At 57.0% G+C, this 19,888-nt stretch carries 21 protein-coding genes, 1 pseudogene and 1 other annotated feature; of the genes and pseudogenes, 9 read left to right on the top strand and 13 right to left on the bottom strand.

The features are described from left to right. The first annotated feature begins 243 nt into the window (after positions 1-243). Complete coding sequence (locus EDC14_RS08300; RefSeq protein ID WP_132013811.1) at positions 244-1,863, top strand: thiamine pyrophosphate-binding protein; 1,620 nt, start codon at positions 244-246, stop codon at positions 1,861-1,863. A 44-nt stretch (positions 1,864-1,907) separates the two neighbouring features. On the opposite strand, the gene EDC14_RS08295 is transcribed toward EDC14_RS08300, so the two are convergent. The 10 genes from EDC14_RS08295 to EDC14_RS26710 form a co-directional block, all read right to left on the bottom strand. After that, on the bottom strand, positions 1,908-2,207 hold the full coding sequence (locus EDC14_RS08295) for an ArsR/SmtB family transcription factor (protein ID WP_132013810.1): 300 nt from the start codon (positions 2,205-2,207) through the stop codon (positions 1,908-1,910). A gap of 285 nt (positions 2,208-2,492) precedes the next feature. Beyond that, the gene (locus tag EDC14_RS08290) at positions 2,493-3,932 is read right to left on the bottom strand and encodes a sensor domain-containing diguanylate cyclase (RefSeq protein ID WP_132013809.1); all 1,440 of its coding nucleotides are present in this window, start codon (positions 3,930-3,932) and stop codon (positions 2,493-2,495) included. Between the two features lie 145 nt (positions 3,933-4,077). Further along, positions 4,078-4,755 (bottom strand): rhomboid family intramembrane serine protease, encoded by a 678-nt coding sequence (locus tag EDC14_RS08285; RefSeq protein WP_132013808.1) that lies wholly within the window; start codon positions 4,753-4,755, stop codon positions 4,078-4,080. Next, positions 4,752-5,162, bottom strand: a complete 411-nt coding sequence (locus EDC14_RS08280; protein ID WP_132013807.1) for a (deoxy)nucleoside triphosphate pyrophosphohydrolase — start codon at positions 5,160-5,162, stop codon at positions 4,752-4,754. Before EDC14_RS08280 ends, EDC14_RS08285 begins: the two co-directional genes overlap by 4 nt. Continuing rightward, positions 5,119-6,363, bottom strand: coding sequence for a C40 family peptidase (locus tag EDC14_RS08275; RefSeq protein ID WP_165907886.1), 1,245 nt, complete (start codon positions 6,361-6,363; stop codon positions 5,119-5,121). The genes EDC14_RS08280 and EDC14_RS08275 overlap by 44 nt, the downstream gene beginning before the upstream one ends. Before the next feature lie 245 nt (positions 6,364-6,608). After that, a complete protein-coding gene (locus EDC14_RS08270) occupies positions 6,609-7,469 on the bottom strand; it encodes a carbohydrate ABC transporter permease (protein WP_132013805.1) in 861 nt (286 codons plus the stop codon). A gap of 21 nt (positions 7,470-7,490) precedes the next feature. Further along, positions 7,491-8,372: a carbohydrate ABC transporter permease gene (locus EDC14_RS08265; protein WP_132013804.1), complete on the bottom strand. Its 882-nt coding sequence runs from the start codon at positions 8,370-8,372 to the stop codon at positions 7,491-7,493. 84 nt (positions 8,373-8,456) lie between these two features. Next, the gene (locus EDC14_RS08260; protein ID WP_132013803.1) at positions 8,457-9,794 is read right to left on the bottom strand and encodes an ABC transporter substrate-binding protein; all 1,338 of its coding nucleotides are present in this window, start codon (positions 9,792-9,794) and stop codon (positions 8,457-8,459) included. Between the two features lie 421 nt (positions 9,795-10,215). Continuing rightward, positions 10,216-11,439: a tyrosine--tRNA ligase gene (gene tyrS / locus EDC14_RS08255; RefSeq protein ID WP_132013802.1), complete on the bottom strand. Its 1,224-nt coding sequence runs from the start codon at positions 11,437-11,439 to the stop codon at positions 10,216-10,218. Positions 11,440-11,633: 194 nt separating this feature from the next. Further along, entirely contained in the window at positions 11,634-11,789 is a 156-nt protein-coding gene (locus tag EDC14_RS26710) for a hypothetical protein (RefSeq protein ID WP_165907885.1), read from the bottom strand. A gap of 77 nt (positions 11,790-11,866) precedes the next feature. Beyond that, positions 11,867-12,110, bottom strand: a binding site (T-box leader). 130 nt (positions 12,111-12,240) lie between these two features. Between EDC14_RS26710 and EDC14_RS08250 the strand changes: the two genes are divergently transcribed. Continuing rightward, entirely contained in the window at positions 12,241-12,510 is a 270-nt protein-coding gene (locus tag EDC14_RS08250) for a hypothetical protein (RefSeq protein WP_132013801.1), read from the top strand. Between the two features lie 132 nt (positions 12,511-12,642). Here EDC14_RS08250 and EDC14_RS08245 read toward each other — a convergent pair whose 3' ends face one another. Beyond that, positions 12,643-13,281, bottom strand: coding sequence for a nitroreductase family protein (locus tag EDC14_RS08245; protein ID WP_132013800.1), 639 nt, complete (start codon positions 13,279-13,281; stop codon positions 12,643-12,645). Positions 13,282-13,530: 249 nt separating this feature from the next. On the opposite strand from EDC14_RS08245, the gene EDC14_RS08240 reads away from it, so the two are divergent. After that, the gene (locus EDC14_RS08240) at positions 13,531-14,130 is read left to right on the top strand and encodes an acyloxyacyl hydrolase (RefSeq protein WP_132013799.1); all 600 of its coding nucleotides are present in this window, start codon (positions 13,531-13,533) and stop codon (positions 14,128-14,130) included. 54 nt (positions 14,131-14,184) lie between these two features. On the opposite strand, the gene EDC14_RS08235 is transcribed toward EDC14_RS08240, so the two are convergent. Then, entirely contained in the window at positions 14,185-15,201 is a 1,017-nt protein-coding gene (locus tag EDC14_RS08235) for a polyprenyl synthetase family protein (protein WP_132013798.1), read from the bottom strand. Between the two features lie 217 nt (positions 15,202-15,418). Here EDC14_RS08235 and EDC14_RS08230 point away from each other — a divergent pair, with 217 nt between their 5' ends. The 6 genes and pseudogenes from EDC14_RS08230 to EDC14_RS08210 all read left to right on the top strand — a co-directional run bounded on the left by EDC14_RS08230 (position 15,419) and on the right by EDC14_RS08210 (position 19,587). Then, positions 15,419-16,159: a basic amino acid ABC transporter substrate-binding protein gene (locus EDC14_RS08230; RefSeq protein ID WP_132013797.1), complete on the top strand. Its 741-nt coding sequence runs from the start codon at positions 15,419-15,421 to the stop codon at positions 16,157-16,159. A 95-nt stretch (positions 16,160-16,254) separates the two neighbouring features. After that, positions 16,255-16,638: pseudogene (locus EDC14_RS27230) on the top strand (PEGA domain-containing protein); the annotation flags it as partial. Between the two features lie 48 nt (positions 16,639-16,686). Beyond that, positions 16,687-17,349, top strand: a complete 663-nt coding sequence (locus EDC14_RS08225; protein ID WP_243662858.1) for an amino acid ABC transporter permease — start codon at positions 16,687-16,689, stop codon at positions 17,347-17,349. Beyond that, positions 17,342-18,067 (top strand): amino acid ABC transporter ATP-binding protein, encoded by a 726-nt coding sequence (locus EDC14_RS08220; RefSeq protein ID WP_132013795.1) that lies wholly within the window; start codon positions 17,342-17,344, stop codon positions 18,065-18,067. The genes EDC14_RS08225 and EDC14_RS08220 overlap by 8 nt, the downstream gene beginning before the upstream one ends. 150 nt (positions 18,068-18,217) lie before the next feature. After that, positions 18,218-19,138, top strand: a complete 921-nt coding sequence (locus EDC14_RS08215) for a DMT family transporter (protein WP_243662857.1) — start codon at positions 18,218-18,220, stop codon at positions 19,136-19,138. Then, on the top strand, positions 19,135-19,587 hold the full coding sequence (locus EDC14_RS08210) for a GNAT family N-acetyltransferase (RefSeq protein ID WP_132013793.1): 453 nt from the start codon (positions 19,135-19,137) through the stop codon (positions 19,585-19,587). The genes EDC14_RS08215 and EDC14_RS08210 overlap by 4 nt, the downstream gene beginning before the upstream one ends. A gap of 9 nt (positions 19,588-19,596) precedes the next feature. On the opposite strand, the gene EDC14_RS08205 is transcribed toward EDC14_RS08210, so the two are convergent. Next, complete coding sequence (locus tag EDC14_RS08205; protein ID WP_132013792.1) at positions 19,597-19,812, bottom strand: YgaP family membrane protein; 216 nt, start codon at positions 19,810-19,812, stop codon at positions 19,597-19,599. Between the last annotated feature and the right edge of the window lie 76 nt (positions 19,813-19,888).

Below are 19,888 nucleotides of genomic sequence, written 5' to 3'. Positions count from 1 at the left end.
TTAATGATCGATCTTCGGTGATTCAAGATCGATCTGGAATGACTGAAGATGGATCTTGAATGACTAAAGATCGATCTTGAACGACAAGTGATCCATCTTTTGTTGCAAAAGATCAATCCGGAGTCGCAACATGAGCATGGGCGGTCCCTGAGGGGATGGCGCTTGGCAGGAGCACCGCCCCGCGGTCTTTTTTGCATACCGTTCCCTCCGGCCGGAAACATTATCAGAGTAGGGGTGGAACGGTTGGCGGCATTCCCCGCCAGCCGGCCAAAGGAGGGACTCGCCATCAAAACGGTTTCCGATCTCATTCTCGAACAACTGGCAGCCTACGGAGTCCGGTTCATCTTCGGAGTCGTCGGGGACGCCATCTTTCCGCTGGCCGAGGCCCTGGCCCGCCAGCAAACCATTCGTTTTGTGCCGGCCGCCATCGAGACGACGGCGGCGATGATGGCCGCTTTTGCGGCGCAACTCTCCGGCGCGCCCGGGGTCTGCATCGGGACCTCCGGCCCGGGGGCCGCCAACCTGGTGAACGGAACCGGCTCGGCCCTACTCGACCGGGTGCCTCTGCTCTGCCTCACCGGCCAAGTGGCCGGCAGCCAATTGGGGAACGAGACCAAGCAATACATCAACCAACGGCAACTCTTCACGGCGGTCACCGCCGCCTCCGAAATGTGCATCCATCCCGGGAGCGTCGTCCCGGTCCTGTCCCGGCTGCTCAATCAAGCCCTCAGCGGGCCGGGCGCCGTCCATCTGGAGATCCCGGTGGATATTCTGGCGCATGAGACCGATGCCATGCCCATCCAGCCCCCGCCGTTACAGCCGAGCCTGAACGGGACCGGCGCCGTCCAGGGCGGCTTGGATGACATCTTGAAGCGGCTGGAGCAGGCGCAACGGCCGCTGCTGGTCCTGGGGAGAGGCGCACGGGACGAGGGGGAGGCTTGGGCCGGATTTGCCGCGGACTACGGCGCCGGAATCATCATCAGCCAGGAGAACAAAGGAATGCTGCCCGACCGTCACCCGCTGGTGCTGGGCGGCATTGGCGAAGCCTATCTGCCGGACTGCCTCGGCCGGTGCGACCAGTTGCTCTGTGTCGGCGAAGCGGTTTACGAGGAGAATTATTTTCCCGCGGCGACGCCGGTCGTCCGCTTCACGCCCAGTCTGAGCCCGTCCTTTCAACCCTATCCGGTGGTCCGGGGCGACTTGGCGGTGATCCTCCGGAAGTTGCGCGAGCATTTTCCCCACCGCCTGCCCCGGGAGGAATGGCGGAAGGAACTGGACCGCTGCCGGCAGGCCCGGCTGCAGCTGGTCGAGTCGCTGCCGGGACCGCGTCATCCGGCGGCTGTCATGCGGGCGCTGGCCGCGGTCGCGCCACCCGATGCCCTCATTGCGCTGGATGTCGGAGAGTTCGCTTACTGGTTTGATCTCGGCTTTCTGGCCGAACGGCAACGGGTTTTGCTGTCGAATTCCTGGCGGAGCATGGGCGTTGCGCTTCCGGCCGGAATCGCAGCCTGTCTGCTGCGGCCGGATCGAAAAACCGTGGCGCTGGTCGGCGACGGCGGACTCTTGATGTCCCTGGCCGAGCTGGCCACGGTGGCCCGCTATCGCTTGCCCCTGACCATCCTGGTCCTGCGGAACGGGTGTTACGGCTTGGAAATCCAGAAGATGCGCCAACAGAAGATGACCCCTTACGGTACCGATCTGGTCCTGCCCGATCTGATCCGGCTCGGCGAGGCGTTCGGCATTCCGGCCTACCGGATTGACGAATCCAGCCCAGCCGAAGCGGTGCTCCGGCAGGCGCTCGCCGCCGGGCCGGCGCTGGTCGACCTGGAGGTCGACTCCGTCCCCTTGCCGTATTTAAAATAAAAAAGCAACGCCGCGGCGCTGCTTCCTTGGAGAGGCCCTGCCGTTCAGGCGCCGCCCGATTTGGAAAACAACGCCCGCACCACTTGACAGATGACTTCGTTGGCCACCTGGTAATAAACCTCCACTCCCTCGCGCCTGCACTTCAGCACGCCACCGGAGCGCATCTTGGCCAAATGCTGGGAGATGGTCGATTGCGGGATGTGCAAGCAGGATTGCATGTGATTGACATTGCATTCCCCTTGTTCCATCAAGCCCTGCACGATGCAGAGGCGCACCGGATGGGCCACGGTCTTCAACAACTCCGCCTTTTCGATATATTCGGTCATGTCATTCAAATTGCGCATTCTGATCCCCCGTTTAAAACGTTGTGATAAACCCTGTCCGAAGGTCAGGGTGGACACAAAAGCTCAGCGAAGCAAGTGATAAAGTCGTTTAAAGCCTTTTAGCAAGAGAATTTCTAATTTGAAAGACTTCATCGCATGGCTTCTAAAAGCGTTGTGATAAACCCTGTCCGAAGGCCAGGGTGAACATAAAGCTCCGCGAAGCAAGGGATAAAGTCGATTTTTAATTTATCTCATGGCTTTCCATGTTCCTGCCCGAAACCCGGACGAATCCGTCCCGCATCGGATTTAGATTCCCAAATCGAAGAAGCCCAATTTTTCGTTGCAATCCGCCGCGGGACGGGCCACGCAGACCTGATTCCGCCCGGAGTTCTTGGCCTCATAGAGCGCTTGATCCGCCAGATACAAAAGCCGCTCGTAATTGTCGGAATCCGCCGGATAGCTGGCGAGTCCGGCGCTGATCGTCACCGCGATGCGCACCCCGTTCATGGCCATAAAGCAATGTTCGCTGATGAGCGCGCGGACCTTCTCGGCGAGCTGCCATGCTTCCTCCCGGCTCCGCCCCGGCAGCACGATGACAAACTCTTCGCCGCCGTAGCGAGCCAACACCTCTCCCGGCAATTGCGACCGGAGCAGGCCGGCCAACTCCTTCAGCACCCGGTCGCCCGCCAAATGGCCGAAACGGTCGTTGACGATCTTAAAATGATCGATGTCCAGAATGATGACAGACACCAATTCGGGATTGCCGCTGAACAGTTCGTCCAGATAGTTCATGAGATAGACCCAGTTAAAAATCCCGGTCAGATTGTCATGGGTCGCCATCTGCTTCATTTGCGCGTACAAGGAGGCATTCTCCACCGACAGGCTCAACTCCTGGGCTATCAGCCGCGAAAAGTCCAGCAGGTCCTCGGTGATTCCGCCGCCGACCTCCTGTTCGAAGAGGAGCACGCCCAAACAGGAACGACTGCCGACCAGCGGCACCGCTGCAAAGCTCTGGTACTCCTTGCGAATATCCTCGTCCGGGAGATTGAGTTGGGTAAAAGCAAGCTTCTCCCGGAAAACCCTGGCTAATAAATGGTTGCTCTCGATCGGCACCATCTCCGGCAGGCTCTGGTCGCCGAGGGAACCGGAGACCGCGCGCTGGCTCAACACTTCCTCTTTGGTATCCGCCAGGTAAATGGAACAGTATTTGCAGCCCAGGACCCCGATGACGATATCCACCGTCTTCTTCAACAGGTTGTCCGTATCCAGTTCCCGGCTGATCTCTTCTTGAATCAGCCGCAAGGTATAGGCTTGGGCATACTTCTCCTCCACCTGCATGGTGGAGAGTTGCAGCTTCCGGTAATTCTCCTCCAGCTGCAGGCGGGACTGCTCCATCTGCGCGTAGATTTTGCCAAAAGCCTCGCGAACCTCGGTCAATTCGTCCTGGTACTGATCGAGGCCGGGCTGGGACCCTTTCCCCTGAAAAAGTTGCTGCAGATACTGATTGAGCTCCCCGATGCGCTGGGAAATCAGCCGGTGATGCCGCCAGAAAACAATAAAAATACCGATGACCGCGGCACAAATCACCAACAAAACCGCGATCAACAAGCCCTGCTGCGCTCCCCCGGCCCGGCCAGGCATGGCTGGCGGATTTCCGGCGCTGAACCATAAGCAGAGCAACAATGCCACAGAAAGAAAAAGACCGACTTTATTCAAGAAGACAATCGACTTAGCGGGCAGTTTCATCGGTCAACCCCCTCCAACTGTATTCTGTATCGGCAACTGTCGGTAAAAGATTAAGGGGTGATATTCGAAGAATTGCTGGTACGATTGGTTCAATTCCCAAAAAATAGTCAAACCGTAAAAGTGCTGTCAAATGGCAGTCAAGGGCTTAGCGATAGCGCGATTTGCGATAAAAGGGCTGCAGGATCATGCCGCCGACAAAGCCGCCGACATGGGCCGCAAAGGCGATATTGGACGCCGTCCCCGCTCCCGCTTGACTCAATACCATCGAATACACCTGGGTCAAGAGCCAGACACCCAGGTAAATGACTGCGGGTATCCTGATGAAAAAGGGAATAAAAAAAATCGGAATGAGCGTCACGATCCACGCGGTCGGATACATGACGAAATAGGCGCCCATCACTCCGGCAATGGCACCCGAACCGCCGATGGTGACCATTTTGGAAAGGGGATCGGACCAAACATGGACCAGACCGGCCACGATTCCGCAAGTCAGATAAAAGGCAAGATAGCGGAAGGAACCCATCCGATCCTCCACATTGTCACCGAAAAGCCAGAGCGCCCAGAGGTTTCCGATCACATGCAGCCAACTGCCATGGAGGAAGATATAGGAGAGGAACGGCAGCAGGGTGGCGGTGTCCAGCGCCTGCCGCTTCAAAAAACGGACCGGGATCAAACCGTATTGGTCGATGAGGGCCCGGTAAAGGTCGGGATCGAGCTGCAATAATTTGATTTGGTAGAAGAATATCAGCAGGCTGGCGAGGATGAGCAATATGTTCATCACCGGCCATCTCCGGCTGGGAATGGTGTCCCGCAATGGAATCATCGGCTCACCTCAAGGACTGCCAGCTGCCCACGGTTCCTCTCCCAAAAATGATGATCGGCGGGCGGCTTTTCCAGGCCGTCGATCTCCTCCGGATATCGCCAGGTGACCGCCTGGCACTCAATGGGCAACGGAGTCCCGGCAATGATCCGGCAGCCAAAGTAGAGTAGAATCAGCTGCAGGTCGCTCCGGTTCACCGCCACCACATCCAGCGGCGCTCCCACTTCCACTTCAATTCCCAGTTCTTCACGCAATTCCCGTTCCAGGCCGGCGCGCGGATCTTCGCCGAATTCCACTTTACCGCCGGGAAATTCCCATTTTCCGCCTTCCCGGTCCCCGGTCCGGCGTTGTGCCATCAAAATCCGGTCATCTCTGACAATCACCGCGGCGGTCACTACTAACTGCTTCATGTTGTTCTTCCTTTCCCACTACCGGCACTGCGCCGGTCAAACGTTGCCAAAGGGAACCGCCGGAGCTTCCCAGCCCCAGCTCCAGATCGGAAACGATCACCCGTTTCACGGCCCGGCGCTTCTCCCGGTCCCCGTGTTTCTCCAGATAACTATAACAAGCGTGAATCGCATACCATCCATTGGGCGTCCGGCCGAGATAAATCAGCGCGTGACTGTCGGTGTAAAGCAAACTGCCGGGCATCAATCCGTCCAACAACGCGCCGCGCTCCTCCGGCCCGCTCTCCCCCAGCGGCAGCACCCGGCGTCCGGCGGCCAGCTGTTCCCGGGAGTTGCGGGGTACGGTCCAGCCCAATGTCTGGAGGACATTCTGAACCAGCCGCGAACAGTCCAAACCGGTCCTGCCGCCGGGATTGCGGTCGCCCCAAGCGTAGCGGCGACCCAAATACTTGAAGGCTTGCCGGATGAGGTTGGGAACGGTCGGCGCCAGATGACCGGCGCAAACCCTGCCGTCAATCACCGCTTCCCGCCAGCGGAGCTCACCGCTCCGGGTACGGGACGGGATAAGTACGACCCGGCGGAATGGATCCACTGCCGGAAAGGAACAACCCATTCCGGCGCTCCTGGGCAAGCCGTGAAACGGCTTTAACGTATGTTCGGGGTCGAGCGTAATCAGAGCCGGCAATTGAGTCGTATGATGATCCACCGGCGTGGCGCCCGCCACCGCCAGATCCCGGGCGGCGACCCAGCCCGCGCCGCGGCGGGTAATCACCCCATACCAACTGCAGTCGGCGTTGCTGGCGAAGAGCTGACAGCTGTCTCCCGGCTCCAGGCCGCTCTGCTGGTTCCGGTCGAGATCCCGGGGCCAGGCCGCGGTCAATAGCGGAGCCGCACGCGGCAACATTTTCAGATCCGTTCTATTCACAATTAAACCATAAATTGGCACGCCGTTCAACCACTCCGTCCGATCCAGCGATCGCGCCAGCTCCAGCGGGCTGATCCGCTCGGCGAACTGCCCCAACAGCGGCCGGTTCAGCAGAGCGCCGACTTCCCGCCGGTATTCCGCCACGGCCTGAGCGACGCTATGAGGGCGGGCCTGAAAAGGATTCTTCAACCATCCCGTATGAACCGCGCGGTGCAGCCAATACTCGGGATCGAGCAGCGCCGGTTCCCCATTCCCTATCCAGTGGTCCGTTCCGATCACCTCTTGGAATGAACTTCCTTCCGTTTCTTTCCGCTTGGTTGGCCATTTCCAGGCCAGTTTTGGAGAATGATTATATGTATATGCCGGGAGCCTGATAGATTGACAACCGTTTTCCGGGTCCGCCGCCGCTCTCCGAAAGCAAATAAAAAAAACCGGGGATCTCCCGATTCTATTGTTACAATTATCATCCGAACCATGCTCCTGCATGGCCCGAAATTCATTTTTCCGCCCCCACGCCGTCTCCGCTATTCCTTGATCCCCTGGGTGGCGATGCCTTTGACGAAGAAGCGCTGCGAGAGCATGAAGATGAGCAGGGTCGGAATGACCACGGTGATCGTCCCGCCCATAATCAATCCCCACTCCCGTTCCGCCGCGGGGCTGAATAACATCTTGATCCCGAGCTGGGCGGTTTTAAGGTTGTCGGCGTTGATAATCATCAGTGGCCAGAGGTAGGTGTTCCACATCGACAAGAAATTGACAGTGGCCAATCCCGCCAGGATGGGGCCGGAGAGCGGCAGCAGGATCCGGATCAGAAAACGCAGCGGCCCGCAGCCGTCCATATCGGCCGATTCCTTTAACTCTTTGGGAATGGTCTTAAAATGTTGCATGATCAGAAAAGTGGTGGTGGCGCTGGCCAGAAAGGGCATTACCAAGCCGGTGTAGGTATTGGCCCAGCCCAGCTGGCTGATTAATTCGAACAGCGGCACCACCCGCACCTCCAGCGGCAGCATCAGCGTGAACAATACCGCGAAGAAGAGAAACCGTTTGCCTTTGAATTCAAAGTGGGAGAAAGCATAGCCGCTGGTGATCCCCAAAAGCAGCTTTCCGAGCATGACGATGAGGGAGGCCCACAGGCTGTTGGCCAGCAGTCGTCCCATATTGACCAGGCGCCACGCATCCGCATAATTGGCGAGGTATAATGTTTTGGGGAAGAGCGACGGCGGGTAGGTAAAGATCTGATCGCGCGGCTGCATGCTGATGCTCAGACCGACCAGCACCGGCATTAAGACCAGCAGGCTGGCGACAATGTATAACAGGTGCCAGCCCAAGGCGGCCCTGATCCGGTGCTCGAAAAACCGGCGTTTGCTTCGGATGGATGGAGTCATGTCGGCAATCCCTTTCACGATCTATTGATAATGGACGTTTTCGCCGTTATATTTGAAGTGAGCGATGGTCACTCCGATGATCAGGACGAACAGAATCACGGATTGGGCCGCGGCCGCGCCGGGCCGGAAATTGATGAAGACGTCCCGGTACAGGTTGTAGATGAGAAAATTGGTGGCATTGGCCGGGCCGCCCGCGGTCATGATGTCGATGATCCCGAAATTCTCAAAGATCGCGAAGATCAGATTCATCACCACCAGATAAAAGGTGGTGGGCGATAGCAGCGGCACCGTGATTTTGAAGAAACGCTGCACCGGCGAGGCGCCGTCGATCTTGCCGGCCTCAATGACGCTCTCCGGAATGGTTTGCAAACCGGCCAGATAAAACAGGATGTTGAAGCCGGTGTCCTTCCAGATGCTGGCCATGCTGACCGCCACAAAAGCCAGGAAGCCATCGGTCAGCCAGGGCGGCTGAATATGAAACAGGGAGTACAACAGGTAATTGACAAATCCGGCCACCGGGTTGAGCAGGAAGACCCACAGCGACGCGGCCACTGCCGGAGAGATGGCATAGGGGATGAAGAAAAAAGTCCGGTAGAGCTTGGCCCCTCTGACCTTCTGATTCAGCATCACCGCGCACAACAAAGAGATGGCCAATCCTACCCCAGTCACCAGCGCCGTAAATAACAGCGTTCGCCAGAGACTGTTCAGATAGGCCGGATCGCTCAGAATATTGACGTAGTTATAGGCGCCGCAGAAGAACTTGCGGGCTCCGAAGGGAGCCTCCCGGTAGACGCTCATGATAAACGACTGCAGGGTAGGCCAGTATAAGAAGGGCAATAAAATCAGAAACGACGGCAGTAGTAATAGATACGGAAAAAACCGGTTGATACGCGATCCGTTCATGCTTTCGCTCCGCTCGCTCAGTTTTCAGGGGCTCTCCTCCCCACCGGAGCGGGGAGGAGAGCGTTCCTTTTTCCGGGCCGTTTTTTATTGGTACAGCGAGTTATATTCGGCCAGCATCTTATCGACCTTGGCTGCGGCGTCGTCCAACGCCTTCTTGGTGGTCTTCTTGCCGGAGAGAACTTCCTCGACGGCGTCTTCCACGGTCTTGCGGACCGCGGCGAAGCTGCCCATCACCGCGCCTTGGGTGGCGTAATCGTTCTTGGCGATCAGCAGTTGCTGGAACGCCGTCGCGTAATTGGGGTGCTCGGTGAAGAACCGGGTCTTTTTGGCCGCTTCCACCGCGCTCAGCGTCGTCGGGAAGTAGCCGGTATTCTCGAACCAGTAAACCTGCTGCTCGGTGAGGGTTAACCATTTCAAAAACTCCCAGGTGGCCTTCAGCTCTTCCTCCGGATGGTCTTTGGTCACCCAAAGGCTGGCGCCGCCGATGCAGACGCCGCCGCGTTTGACTCCCTTCGGCAGCGGCAGGTAGGCGGTACCCAGCTCGCTGCCGATCTTTTTGAGGCCGTTTTCGAAGTTGTTCACCTGCGCGGTGGATTCAAACATCATCGCCGCCCGTCCCGACAAGAAGGCTTGCTGGGCCGGGGCAGTGCCGGCGCCGGCATTGAGCATCGTCCCTTGATCGACCATCGCCTTCCAAAGGTCGAGGAAGCGCACCAGGGCCGGTCCGTTGAACAGGGCTTTGGTGGGGCGGCCGGTCCGGCCGTTATTGTTATTGACGTACAGGGCATCCTGATTGTAACTCATCTGCTCGGCGAACCAGCCGTAGATCGCCAGGGTCATTCCGTAGCGGGTTACCGCTCCCTGGGCATCCCGCACCGTCAGTTTCTCGGCGTATTTCTTCAGATCCTCGAAGGTCTGGGGCGGTTGGTTGGGGTCCAGCCCGGCCTGTTTGAAGAAGGTTTTATTGTAGTACAGGAGCGGCGTGGAAGAGTTGAAGGGCATCGAATTCAGCTTGCCGTCCATCCGGTAATAGTTGGCGACCGGCTTGATCCATTTGTTCCAATTGAAACTGCGATCGCGGGCCACTTTTTTGCCGAGATCTTCGACCGGAATGATGATGCCGCTATCGATCATCACCCGGGTGCCGATCTCGAAGATCTGGATGACGTGCGGCGCGGTTTTGGTCCGGACCGCCGCCTGGGTCTTGCTCAGGACGTCATCATAGGTACCGGCCATTTGCGCTTCGACCTTGATCCCGGGGTGAGTCTTGTTGAACTGATCGACCAGGCTGTTGACGACCTCCATGTTATGGCCGCCCATGGCATGCCAGAACTGAATGGTCACTTCTTTGGCGGAAACATTCACCAGACTCAGCGACAGCATGAGCGCCAGCATTCCCAGGACGATGAAAAATCGCTTCATTTTAATCCTCCTTTATTTATGAACGAAATGTCCATATGAAAAAATATAAAAGGATTTGATTAAGTCACCGCGGGGACAAGATTAACCACTGCTCAAATCCGGATTATCCGCTTTTTAAAGTCATACCCTTCCAAAGTTGCAATTTTTCACTCCAAACGATGGCCGGATAGTCCGCCCCTTCTCCCGAATCGTCCGGACATCCTTCCATTGTAAACATATACAATCCGGTCATCCAATATTCCCAAAACAAAAACGAAAAGCGATCAAAAAACCGGATTTCAATCTGAAACCCGGTTTAAAATATACCATCATGGAAGGCTTACGGGACATGATGCATAACAGAAATTTAATTCAACTTATATAGGAAACGCGCATCATTTCCGAAAAATCGCTACCACTCCGGCAGCCAAAGCGATCTGAGTTAGATCAATTTCACGGTTTGGAACTGCTTTTTGCCTTTTTTGATCAACAGTTTGCCGTCCTTGAAATCAGCGGCGGCGATCGTCCGGTTGAGATCGCTGATCTTCTCGTCGTTCAGAGCCACTCCGCCCTGGGTCACCAGCCGCCGCGCCTCACTCTTGGAATCGGCCAGTTTCGCCTGGACCAGCAGATCCAGAATGGTCAAGCCTTGCGCCAATTGATCCTGGCTCAGTTCCACCGCCGGCACCGCCTGTTCATTGCCGCCGCCGCCGAAGAGCGCCGCCGCGGCTTGGTCGGCCTTGATGGCCTCGGCTTCGCCGTGGGCCAGCTTGGTGACTTCGAAGGCCAGGACGCGCTTGGCTTCATTGATCGCCTGATCCTGCAACGCGCCCAGGCGCCGGACCTCGTCCATCGGCAGGAAGGTGTAGAGCGACAAGAAACGCCGGACATCCCGGTCGTCGGAGTTCCGCCAGTACTGGTAGAACTCATACGGCGTGGTTTTGGCCGGATCCAGCCAGACCGCCCCGGCCTCGGTTTTGCCCATCTTCCGTCCGGAGCTGGTGGTGAGGAGCGGGAAGGTGACGCCGTACGCCTCCTTGCCTTCGACGCGCCGGATCAGATCCGCTCCGGCAAGAATATTCGACCATTGATCGTCCCCGCCCATCTGCAGCTTGCACCCGTATTTCCGGTTCAGCATCAGGAAGTCGTAGGATTGCAGCAACATATAGTTAAACTCGATGAAAGTCAGGCCTTTTTCCAAGCGGATTTTCACGCTCTCTGCGGTCAGCATGCGGTTCACCGAGAAAAAGCGGCCAATATCCCGCAAAAACTCAAGATAATTCAAGCCCAGCAGCCAATCGCCGTTATTGACCATCAAGGCCTTGCCCTCGCTAAAATCGAGATAATGAGCGAGTTGGCTTCTAAAGCATTCCGCGTTATGGTCAATCGTCTCCTTGGTCAACATCTGGCGCAATTCCGATTTTCCGCTGGGATCGCCGATCATGGCGGTGCCGCCGCCCAGGATGGCGATGGGACGATGCCCGGCCCGCTGCATATGTGCCATGGCCATCACCGGCAGCAAGTGGCCGACATGCAAACTGTCGGCGGTCGGGTCGAATCCGACATAGAAAGTGACCTTCTCCTTCTCAAGCAATTCGTAAAGGGGCTCCTGGTGCGTGGTCTGCTGGATAAAGCCCCGCTCCTGGAGCGTTTCAAATACAGACATCGGTCATACCTCCTCAAGTTTTCAAAATGGATCGTCCGGGGATTCAAGTGGCATGCGTCACGGAATTCAGGCCGGGTTTCGGCCGGGATATCCTTTTCATTGAAGAAGCCTTCAAAGCTTCCAGACTCACGATTGGTATTTTTGCCAGAAAACGCCGTTGCCACCCAACGGGATCGCCATTCCGGACCATGGGGTCAGTCCCGGCGATAACCAGCGGGCCGATTCCCATCGACGGCCCCGTCGCCATGGCGTTTGATCCCGCTTAACCATTCTCCGGCGCCCGGCCCAGCGCCGCTTGCGGGATTCCCGCTTCCCGGCCGGGCCGCGGCTTTGTTTACGATAGTTTCCATGCCCACTCCTTATCAACCCCTTTCCCCCGGCTCGTCGCCGGAAGCTCCCTAAAATCAATAAAAAAACCACTCGTCCGGGTAAGGACGAATGGTCGCGAGTATCGTTTCGTGGTACCACCTTACTTTACGCACCCCAAGAGAAAACAAGCAGACGGGGGTGCGTCTCAAACCGCGGTAACGGGCGGACCCGTGCCGGCTTACTGTCAGGTTCGGCCGGAGGCTCGGGAGGGTATTTCAGCTGCCGCGTCCGGCGGGTTTGCACCGACCACCCGCTCTCTGCTGTCACCGGGGCGCTTTAATGGGCTCCTTCATCGCCTTTGACAACGATGTTTAAGTGGAATTATATCATGGAATCCCGGGCGGGGCAAGCGGCAGTTTGGGGCGATATGAAGACCCACGGTTCGTTTCTCCCTGGAGGAAAAAGATAGAATGAGGGCGGACCGGGCAAAAGGTGGCCGGCGCGGCGCCGCGTAGGGAACACGCCAGGGACGCGCTGCAGCATTCGATCAAAGATGAGCCTCATCCGGGGAAACCATCCCGGGGCTTCGGCGGACACTCCCCAGTCGCGGGCGAGCCCGCCCGTGACTGGGAAATGTCCGCCCGGGCTTTGGGAAAGTTGGCCGGCAGCCGGGAACGGTTCTCCCGGGACTTGGAAAACCTCGTCCCGGGCGCGGGACAACTCTTCCGGGGCATGGGAAATCCCGTCCCGGATTTGGGATGACTTTCCCGGGACTCGGGCGAACTTTCCAGGGCCGCGGCGGAGTTCGTCCCCGCTCCGGGAGAACCCGGCACAGTCCGGGACGGACTCATCCGGAACAAGGGCGGCTTGGCCCGTCACCGGGAGGTGCCGGTATCAGCGGAGGACGAAGACCTCCGCCATTTCCTTCAAGTTCTTGGTGCGGGGGACGTAAGCGGGGACTCCCACCGGAATCAGGGAGATCAACCGTTCCTGGGACGGCACTCCCAAAATCTCCTGCAGCGCCGCCTCGGCCACGACCGGTTCGTTCATCCAGCAGGCGCCGTAACCCTTCTCATGGACCGCCAGCAACAGGTTCTGGATGGCCGCGCCCACCGACAGCAGGTCGTAATGGCCGTAAAGCTTCATGATGCCCGCGTCGTCATAACCCTGGACCCGCAAGGCCTCGATCATCACCGCATCGTAAAACTTGGCCCCGGTCATGAAGACGGCGATCACCAGCGGTGCCTTAGCGAAAAAGCTGACCATCTTCCGTTTGGACTCCAGATACTCCGGGGAAAGCTCCGTTCCTCCGGCTGCCAGCAGCCGGTTGACCCGCTCCACTACGGCGGCTTTCATCCTCCCGATGACGGCTTTGTCACGGACCGCGATAAACCGCCAGCATTGACTGTTGCAACCGCTGGGCGCATTCACGGCGGCCCGGATGAAATATGCGATATCCTGTTCCGGGATCTCACGGTCCTGAAACTTCCGGATACTGCGGCGCGTCGCCGCCAATTCGAGAAAATCACCCATTACGAATCACCCTTCTTTCGAATAACGCCGGGAAACGGCGTCCCGAACGTTCATCCCGTTCCGGGATTCGGCGGAATCCCGGTTTCGGTTACACCGATTGTAACACAAACGGGCCGCCACGATCAGCTCCCAAAAATGGCCTGCCTGCTTTAACCCCTGCGAAATCGGTCGCTGTTACCGATATTTAACATTTTATCCGCCTTTTATTGGTATAATGGTTATGGTTACCGATTGAAGGAGTGATATCGTTTGCGTAAGTTGATCTGCTCTCTCGTGCTTGGATCGTTGCTGTTGTTGGGACTGGCCCAAACCGCGCTGGGTCAAGAAATCGGCCTGGATCCCGAACCGAACCGGGAGCCGGATTCCGAGATCGAAGTGGAATACCTCTCCCCCATGTGGGAAAACCGCCAGCTCGACACTTCGTCTTTGAATGTTTTTTTCCATAAAAGCGATTTCCCGCGTCACCCGAACCTATCGTTTTATACCGGCGCCACGCTCACCCATGCCTGGGGTTACATCACCGAAGAGAATACCAACCGGGATGATGAAGCCGTCGGCATCGGGCCGGTCTGTCTGATTCGCTACCAGCCCTGGCAGGGAGAGAAAATGTCATTTTCGGTGGATATGAGCGGCGGCCTGATCTTTTATAATGAGAATTTCCCGCTAGGCGGCGATTTTTATAACTTCATGTGGCGGCTGGGGCCGAAGCTCACCTATATGCTGAATGAGCATTACTGGTTGAGCGTCAGCTGCAAGATCATGCACGTCTCCAACGGCCAGCACGGAAGATCGCGAAACCCTTCCTATAATGGTCAAGGCGTCTCCGTCAGCGTGATGAAAAAAATGTGAGCGGGCGAGACTCCGCGTTTTCCTCCGAAGGCCCCTGAAGCGCATGATGCTTTCTCAATTTGGGTCTCCCGGGATGTCTTTTGAAGAGCTTGCTTCGATTCCCGAGGCCAATTGGTCGGTCAGTCGCTCAAGTAACCGCGTCGCCTCCGTATCGGGCAAGCCGCTCAAGGCCGTCCGGGCGCGGTGGAGATGCTCCGCGGCGATCCGCCGGGATGCCGCGAGCGCGCCCGCTTGATTCAAGCGCCGCCGCAATTCGCGGCGGCACGGCCCGGCCGCCTTTCCGGCCTCCAGCCGGCTGCGCAGCCATTCACCGTGTTCGGGCTCTTCCAACAGCAACAGGGTCGGCAAGGTCAGAATGCCCTGCCGGAAATCCTCCCCGACGGGCTTGCCGGTCACTGTCTCTGCACCGGCGATATCCAGAATATCATCGATAATTTGGTAAGCATAGCCGGTCTCCCGGCCAAAGGCCGCCGCCAGCTCCGCCTGGTCCGGGCCGGCGCCGCCCAGCAAAGCCCCGGCCCGGCAGCAATTCTCCATCAGGCTGCCGGTTTTATCGGCGATCCGGCGATAGTATTGTTCCCGCCGCACCGACGGATCGTAACACTGTTCGGCCTGATTAAACTCGCCCCGGCACATCCGCTGAATGCTCTGCGCCGCCAAGCGCAGCACCGCCGGCGGGCAGTTCGCGCTCAAGATCTGAAAGGCTGCGGCCAGGAGATAATCTCCGGTCAAGACCGCCAACCTGCTTCCCCACTGCCGGTAGAGAGCGGGCCGGTTCCGCCGCACCGCCGCCCGGTCCAGCACATCGTCGTGAATCAGCGACGCCAGGTGCAGCAATTCGAAGGCCGCCGCCGCCGCGATTAAGCTTTCGTCGGCCGGGCCGAAGATCTTGCCGCACTGTATCACCAGCTTCGGCCGGAAGCGCTTGCCCCCCGCAGCAATGGCATCCAGCCCGATCTGACCCAGAATGCCCTCGTTCGCCACGAACTGCTCCCGCAGCAGGCTCTCCACCCGCTCCAACTCCATTTGAAAATCGCCCTGAAAAACTTGGTTTTTTTGAATCGCTTGCATAAATATACCTTCTTGTATATTGAATCGAGATTAACTTTAGTTTGGGAATGGCTCCCTCAATTCATACTCATCTTTGGATTATTTCTGAAGTTTATCAGGCATTTCATGAATAAAAGGTTTTGCAAATTTTCCGTAAAAACTTTTGTAAATTCTTTGCATCTCGGAAAGTGATGTTATATAATTGTAATATTAGTGAATATTTTTTGGAGGTGTTTCCATGAAAAAGCTTTTCTGGATTAGCTTAGTGTTAGTATTTGTTTTATCCGCCGGCCTGGTCATGGCGGCCAAACCGGCCCTGCGGGTCGGGACGGACGCTACTTACGAGCCTTTTGAAACCATCGATCCCAAGACCAACGAATATGTCGGTTTCGACATGGAGCTGATTAAGATGGTCGCCGACGAGATGGGCATGGAGTTGAAACTCCAGAATGTCGGCTGGGACGGGATCATCCCCGGCCTGATGAACGGCAACTATGACTGCTTAATCTCCGCGATGACCATCACCGCCGACCGGAAGAAGCAGATCAACTTCTCCACCCCCTACCATGAAAACCATCAGGTGATTGTGATTAAGACCAACAACACCAAGGTCAAAGGTCCGAGCGATCTGGTGGGCAAGACCGTTGCCGTCCAAAACGGTACCACCGGGGATCTTTACGCCAGCAACATCAAAAACGCCAAAATGAAACGGTTTGATACCAATCCCCAGGCGGTCCAGGAATTATTGAATAACGGCGCCGACGCCGCGGTCATGGACGATCTGGTCGCTTTCAGCGCCGTGAAGAAGAGCAAAGGCCTGAAAGTAGTGGCCATTAAAGATGCGGCACTCGAAGAGTACGGTATCGGCGTGAAAAAAGGCAACGACGACTTATTAAATAAGATCAATAAAGCCATTGCCACGCTCAAAAGCAACGGCAAACTCGCCGCCCTCGAGAAAAAATACCGTTCCGCCAATTAACGGCTCAATTTCGAACTTGACAAATATGGTCAAAGAGTGCTATCTTGCTCTTTGACCATATTATTTTATTTTGTCATTTTCATAAAGAGTTTGTAATGTTTCAGGCAATACGGGGTGTGCCGCCCGCATCGGCATATCGTTATATTATGAGCCCAGAATGTTCCGGAGCATCATTATTTTATGGGAAAAAGGGTGTTATGGGAAAAATGTTTAGCGTACAATACAAGATTCACTTGGCGCTCATCTTGACCGCCTTGCTCGCCTTCGGATTGTCATGCCCGGCTTTCGGCGCAGCCAAAAATGAGGCGTCTCTCGAAATTTCCTCCGACCCCGCCGGAGCCACGATTTATCTCGATGGCAAAAATACGCACCAAATCACTCCCTATACTTTTCACGGCCTATCCGTGGGCGAGCATCATATCTCCGTCAGTAAACCTCCTTATTACCGTAGTGAAGCCAAGCAAATGACGCTGGATTCCGGCGCCAATGTAACTGATTTTTCCCTTCCTGAGACATCCTGGTATTATATGTGGCTAAGCCTCCCCAATCTCCTTCTCGGAGCCCTGATGACCCTATTCTTGACCATCGTGGCCGTCTTCGACGGCATCATCATCGGAACGTTCGCCGGCGTGGCGCGCGTCATCCATAATAAAGTTGCCAACATGCTGGCCGGAATCTATGTCGATTTTATCCGCGGCACCCCGCTGTTGGTGCAGATCTTTATGATTCACTTCGGCAGCCCGCCATTGCTGGGCATGCTCTTCAACAATGGACAACCCGTTCCCATTAACCCCTTCATCTCCGCGCTGGTCGCATTGAGCATCAATAGCGGCGCTTATGTCGCGGAGATCGTCCGGGCCGGCATTCAATCGATCGATCGCGGCCAGATGGAGGCCGCCCGCTCCTTGGGAATGTCTTATCGCCAAGCCATGCGCCATATCATTCTCCCCCAAGCGCTGAAGCGGGTCATTCCGCCCCTAGGCAACGAATTCATCGCGATGCTGAAAGACTCTTCCCTGGTTTCGGTGATCGGAATGGAGGAATTGGTCCGTAAAGCCCAGGTCATCGTCACCCGGTCCTACCGGCCGACTGAAACCTGGTTCGAGGTCGGCATCATCTTTCTGATCATGACGATTCCCTTTACCCGCATTGTGGCTCATCTGGAAAGGAGATTGAAGACTGGTGATTAAAGTAGTTGATTTGCACAAACGCTTCCGCCATCTGCATGTTTTGAAAGGGGTCTCCACTGCGGTCACCCCCGGTGAAGTCGTCTGCGTCATCGGTCCCAGCGGTTCCGGAAAGAGTACCTTTTTGCGTTGCCTCAATCTCTTGGAGAAGCCGTCGGCGGGCCATATTTACATCGAAGGAGTCGATGTGACCGACCATTCCAAGGTCAACGTCAACGAAGTCCGCGCCGAGGTCGGCATGGTATTTCAACGGTTTAACCTGTTTCCGCATAAGACCGCTTTCGAAAACATCACCCTGGCGCCGTTGAAGGTGCGGGGCCTGCCGCTGGAAGAGGCCAAAAGCCGCGCCTATGAGCTGTTGGACCGGGTCGGGCTGCGCCATAAGGCCGACGTTTATCCCGACAACCTCTCCGGCGGCCAGCAACAGCGGATCGCTATCGCCCGGGCCCTGGCGATGCGCCCCAAAGTCATGCTCTTCGACGAACCGACCTCCGCCCTGGACCCGGAGATGATCCAGGAAGTGCTGGATGTGATGAAAAACCTCGCCCGGGAAGGCATGACCATGGTCGTGGTCACCCATGAAATGGGCTTTGCCCGTGAAGTCGCCCATCGCGCGCTGTTCATGGACGAAGGCCAGATCATCGAAGAAGGGACGCCCGACGAACTGTTCAATCATCCCAAAAGCGAGCGGACTCAGCAGTTCCTGAGTAAGATTCTGTAACAAAAGGGCTGCCGGAGAGAGAACTTTCCGGCAGTTACCAAATTTTACACCTTTGATATTGACAGCAGCGCACCGGAGTGTTAGCATTTATAACATATTCATGACACTGGTTCTTTCCGGTGCAACAAACAGGATAGTTTGGTGAATTGGATGCGTCTGCGCTGGTCCCGTTCGGATCTATTGATGTTAACCACCACCTCCATCTGGGGGTGGAGTTTTATTATTGTGAAATGGTCGGTCTCCTCCATCGACCCTTATTGCTTCATTTTCAGCCGCTTCGGTCTGGCTTTGATGCTGCTGGCGGCGCTCTTTCACCGCAAGATCAAGGACAACTGGCGCCGCTGTTTGAGGCCTGGCGTCTTTCTGGGCGCTCTTCTGGCATTGGCCTTCATCACCCAGACGTTGGGCCTGAAGTATACCACCGCTTCGGCTTCCGGTTTCATCACCGGGCTCAATGTCATTTTGGTGGCCGTCTTCGCCGCCGCAATCAACCGGCGGATACCGCACCCGCTGGTTTCCGCCGGAATCGCCGTCGCCACCGCCGGTTTGTTGCTGATCACCTTCAAAGGAGCGCTGGTTTTCGAAAAAGGGGATCTGCTGACCCTGGCCTGCGCGGTGCTCTTTGCGATTCATGTGGTCTATACCGACCGTCTGGCCCGGGGCCTCGATGCCAGTATTCTGACGATCGTCCAGTTCGTGACGGTCCTCGGCATCGCCGGCGTCGCCTACCTCCTGCTGGGCGACCATTCCCTGCCGCTTCTAAAGCTGACTCCCTTGCAATGGCTGGCGACGGGCTACAGCGGACTGCTTGCGACCGGCCTGGCCTTTCTGTTTCAAACCAAGGCGCAGCAAGAAATCCCGGCTTTCCGCACCGCCATCTTGTTAGCCACTGAACCGCTCTTCGCCGGAGCCTTTGCGATGGGACTGGGCTTTGACCCCTTCGACTGGAAAGTAGTCCTGGGCGGCCTCTGCATCTTCCTGGGGATGATCTGCGCCAGTTGGGACAGCAAACCTCAACCTTCGGCCAGGATGACCGAAACCATCACTGCACCGGAGGAGTTTTCCGAATGAATGTCGAGCCGTTGATCCGCCCTGCCGTCCCCGCCGACCTCGATGCCCTGATCGAGCTGCTCAATCTGCTATTCACTTTGGAAGCTGATTTTACGCCCGACATCGCCAAACAACGCCGGGGCCTCCAGTTGATGCTGGCCAGGCCCGAAGAACGCTGCGTCATGGTGGCCGAGCATGATGGCGCAGTTTTGGGCATGTGTACCGCTCAGCTCCGGGTATCCACGGCCGAAGGCGGCATGGTGGCGCTCATTGAGGATATGGTGCTCCGCGAGGAATGGCGCGGCCGGGGTATCGGCCGGACCCTGCTCGGGGCGGTCGAAAGCTGGGCTCTGACCCATGGCGCCAAGCGCTTGGAACTGCTCGCCGACCGTGAGAATCATCCCGCCCTCGCCTTTTACGACCGGTTACGCTGGCGGCGCACTCAGCTCATCTGCCTCCATAAAAAGTAAATTCTCCGCTCAACGCCGTTTGGTGGATGCCTTGAAGATGCCGTACAGCAGGCAGTAGCCCAACAACCCTTCCCAAATTGAAACGGCGCCCACTAACACCAACAGATCCCCGGGTACCCCGCCGATTCGGAAAAAGTAACGCGCGCCAATCAGTACCAATCCCAATAAGCTTCGGCTGATCCGATCCAAAGGACCGACATTCTGCGCCTGAATCAACTCCGACATTTCCATCACCGCGATTAGTCTGTCCGATCGCGCTTCCGCTCAGCCGTTCCGCGCCAACTTTTCTGCCGCATGGCCC

Source organism: Hydrogenispora ethanolica, assembly GCF_004340685.1.
GTDB lineage: Bacteria > Bacillota > UBA4882 > UBA8346 > UBA8346 > Hydrogenispora > Hydrogenispora ethanolica.
The sequence above is the reverse complement of the archived record's forward strand: the minus strand, read 5'-3'. Positions and strand labels throughout refer to the sequence as shown.

Bases quoted from the DNA above. Each gene is read 5' to 3' on its own strand.
- EDC14_RS08265 (WP_132013804.1), bottom strand. From the start codon at position 8,372: ATGAACGGATCGCGTATCAACCGGTTTTTTCCGTATCTATTACTACTG.
- EDC14_RS08225 (WP_243662858.1), top strand. From the start codon at position 16,687: ATGTGGCTAAGCCTCCCCAATCTCCTTCTCGGAGCCCTGATGACCCTA.
- EDC14_RS08260 (WP_132013803.1), bottom strand. From the start codon at position 9,794: ATGAAGCGATTTTTCATCGTCCTGGGAATGCTGGCGCTCATGCTGTCG.
- EDC14_RS08215 (WP_243662857.1), top strand. From the start codon at position 18,218: ATGCGTCTGCGCTGGTCCCGTTCGGATCTATTGATGTTAACCACCACC.
- tyrS (WP_132013802.1), bottom strand. From the start codon at position 11,439: ATGTCTGTATTTGAAACGCTCCAGGAGCGGGGCTTTATCCAGCAGACC.
- EDC14_RS08205 (WP_132013792.1), bottom strand. From the start codon at position 19,812: ATGTCGGAGTTGATTCAGGCGCAGAATGTCGGTCCTTTGGATCGGATC.
- EDC14_RS26710 (WP_165907885.1), bottom strand. From the start codon at position 11,789: ATGGAAACTATCGTAAACAAAGCCGCGGCCCGGCCGGGAAGCGGGAAT.
- EDC14_RS08230 (WP_132013797.1), top strand. From the start codon at position 15,419: ATGAAAAAGCTTTTCTGGATTAGCTTAGTGTTAGTATTTGTTTTATCC.
- EDC14_RS08245 (WP_132013800.1), bottom strand. From the start codon at position 13,281: ATGGGTGATTTTCTCGAATTGGCGGCGACGCGCCGCAGTATCCGGAAG.
- EDC14_RS08280 (WP_132013807.1), bottom strand. From the start codon at position 5,162: ATGAAGCAGTTAGTAGTGACCGCCGCGGTGATTGTCAGAGATGACCGG.
- EDC14_RS08290 (WP_132013809.1), bottom strand. From the start codon at position 3,932: ATGAAACTGCCCGCTAAGTCGATTGTCTTCTTGAATAAAGTCGGTCTT.
- EDC14_RS08270 (WP_132013805.1), bottom strand. From the start codon at position 7,469: ATGACTCCATCCATCCGAAGCAAACGCCGGTTTTTCGAGCACCGGATC.
- EDC14_RS08295 (WP_132013810.1), bottom strand. From the start codon at position 2,207: ATGCGCAATTTGAATGACATGACCGAATATATCGAAAAGGCGGAGTTG.
- EDC14_RS08210 (WP_132013793.1), top strand. From the start codon at position 19,135: ATGAATGTCGAGCCGTTGATCCGCCCTGCCGTCCCCGCCGACCTCGAT.
- EDC14_RS08285 (WP_132013808.1), bottom strand. From the start codon at position 4,755: ATGATTCCATTGCGGGACACCATTCCCAGCCGGAGATGGCCGGTGATG.
- EDC14_RS08235 (WP_132013798.1), bottom strand. From the start codon at position 15,201: ATGCAAGCGATTCAAAAAAACCAAGTTTTTCAGGGCGATTTTCAAATG.